Raw genomic sequence first — 2317 nt, 5'->3', positions numbered from 1 at the left:
CTCGTTATGTATACTCCCAAGGCTCCATTGATATACTCGAGTCGTTTGATATTGATTGGTATGCAGGCCCAGAGAATCTCTCTTGGGCGCCGCATAACTGGGAAGGGTTGCATACAACTGAAGAGCAGAAGGCGATTTTTGAAGCCTTGAGTGAGGCAAAGCAAATGGGTGACCAATATGGCCAAGAGTTGGGAAAGAACCATGCCATTAAAATCTTGAACCAGGCTAGAGACTTATATAGTAAAGGCGAGCTGTTTCAAAATAGAGATCAGGAAGATTAGTGTAATGAAAGAATTAGCCAGGAAAATGTACTTCTTGATTTACAGCGACGATATAGAGGGTTTAAAGGCTGAGTTAGAGAAGGAGCCCGAATTACTATTTGGGACGCATCAGTCCGAAACCTGGTTAAATCTAGCTGCACACTATGGCCGCGTGGATATGATTCACCTTTTAACCGATATGGGATTGGAGGCAGATGGGGATAATGGAAAGATCTCTGTACTCACATCAGCGTTACGCGGAGAAGCCAAATCTATGGAGGCGTTCGAATTACTTTTAACACTTGGAGCCAAAGTTGATGGAGTGAGATCCCGCGATTACCCGATTGCTACAGCTATTTCTTACGATAACTTTGAAGCGTTTACCATTCTCTTAGATCGAGGAGCGAGGACGGATATTCATTGGGGGCACTTTAACTACAACCCCATGACCTATGCACAATCCTTTGGTGAAGAACGGCAGCGCTTTGTTGATGAGCTAGTACGGCGTGGCGTGCCAGTGGAACTGCCACAAGAACCCCAAGAAAACGTGCAAGAGGCTAGTGTAAGCAACTCAGAAGACGCAAAAGACTTTTATACGATTCTCAAGCAGTATTATGGCGAGTTTGAAGGAAGGCAAATAACACGCATTGTCGCTAAATCAAATATTGCCGTTCGTCATATTAAAGCGTATGACCAGTCCTGCCAGATCTTGGTGAGTGATGGGATGAGGCATGCTATTCGATCGGGCATTCCGTCCGAGATCATGTTGCTCTGGCCTTTTACCGATAAGCTTTCTCCAGATTCCATCAAAGACAGTACTGCCGCATGGCCTTTCAATTTTTTACTGAACCTAGCCGAGAATTTGGTGGAAATAGAAGGACTTGTTCACGGAGATTTTTTTACGATCGATCTAGGAGAACCTATCACTGAGGGCTCGAAACTCTCAGTGCTGCTTGTCTTGCGTGAACGCACGCATTTCGAAGAAAGTGGCGTTACAGGAAATCTGTATAAAATTATCCCAATCCATGCCGAAGAGTTTGCTTTCTATCAAGAGCACGGAGCGCAAGCTTTGTTTCAGGTATTCGAAAAAAATGATGTGCCAATGACGATTGACCTAGCGAGAAAGAGCGTTGTGTAGTCCTTATAAAGGTACTGGATCGACTGCCTGTTTGCGGGAAATGGTTAGTGCGTAAAAGTACAGAGATGTCGTTATGACAAGCAACAATAACAATGAGTAGTTATTTTATGAGTTTAGGTCGCGTAATCACTTTTTTGCTACTGTCTGGGGCTTCAGTACTTCAGGCGGATGTATATGACTTTGAAGAAATCTTGAATGCGGAATCGGAGTATCAAGCAGTACGCCAGGTTGAGATTATCAAAGAATTGTCAAGGATGGTGATTGCTGAAGGTGTGTATCTACGAGATAACTTTTTAAAAGAAGAATGGCAATCTCAAACGAACGCCGAGTTAACGCTGCATCCTACTTCCGTTGTTGGTGTTGACTCACTAAATGATACAGCTCACTTGTTACACAGCGTGTTCAGATTTACAGAAACACTCCGTGTTGATGCCGATATTATATCAAAAATCAGAGAGAAAAGGGGTTTCTCTACAGGCTGAACGGGGAAAGAAGAGGCCCTTTTCTTAGATATACAAGGTGGGCTAAGTAAGCATCCCGTGGTATTTGTACAAGCCGTTAGCAATGTTTTTCCTGACGGCGCAGCGCCCAACAAAGAGATTCAAAAAGCGATTCTTAATCTTTTTGATAACGAAGATTTTTATAGATTAGGATATGCCTTTTGGACTTTTTATTTAGATACGTATAGAGAATTTGAGGAAGCAAGTGATCCAGATTTGTTTTCTGTTAAACAATTGAGCTGGGCGTTTGATGAAGACGAATTTCTACAAGCTTATTTAGATCTACATCTCGAGAAATCTCCGTTTTTCCAACAAAAATTGAAATATGTAAGACGACGAACTCAATACAACAAAGGAGATCCTAATGCCATTTACTACCATCTCCCACGCATTATTTTTCATAAAAATGATATGAATGA

General features: G+C 42.3%; 4 protein-coding genes. All 4 read left to right on the top strand.

All coding sequences use genetic code 11. From position 1 onward, the window contains the following. A partial coding sequence (locus A3739_RS29700) for a hypothetical protein (RefSeq protein ID WP_197472197.1) occupies nucleotides 1–281 on the top strand: 281 nt, incomplete at its 5' end. 4 nt (nucleotides 282–285) lie between these two features. Further along, complete coding sequence (locus tag A3739_RS08105; RefSeq protein WP_082878322.1) at nucleotides 286–1398, top strand: suppressor of fused domain protein; 1113 nt, start codon at nucleotides 286–288, stop codon at nucleotides 1396–1398. A 92-nt stretch (nucleotides 1399–1490) separates the two neighbouring features. Next, complete coding sequence (locus A3739_RS08100) at nucleotides 1491–1880, top strand: hypothetical protein (RefSeq protein ID WP_068476213.1); 390 nt, start codon at nucleotides 1491–1493, stop codon at nucleotides 1878–1880. A 57-nt stretch (nucleotides 1881–1937) separates the two neighbouring features. Next, nucleotides 1938–2317: hypothetical protein (locus tag A3739_RS08095; RefSeq protein ID WP_156502466.1), on the top strand; the 380-nt coding region annotated here is incomplete at its 3' end.

The organism is Oleiphilus sp. HI0067 (genome assembly GCF_001635735.1).
This window is presented reverse-complemented; position numbering and strand designations above follow the sequence as displayed.

Excerpts from the sequence above, each read along its gene's own strand:
- A3739_RS08105 (WP_082878322.1), top strand. The coding sequence starts at position 286 with ATGAAAGAATTAGCCAGGAAAATGTACTTCTTGATTTACAGCGACGAT.
- A3739_RS08100 (WP_068476213.1), top strand. The coding sequence starts at position 1,491 with ATGAGTAGTTATTTTATGAGTTTAGGTCGCGTAATCACTTTTTTGCTA.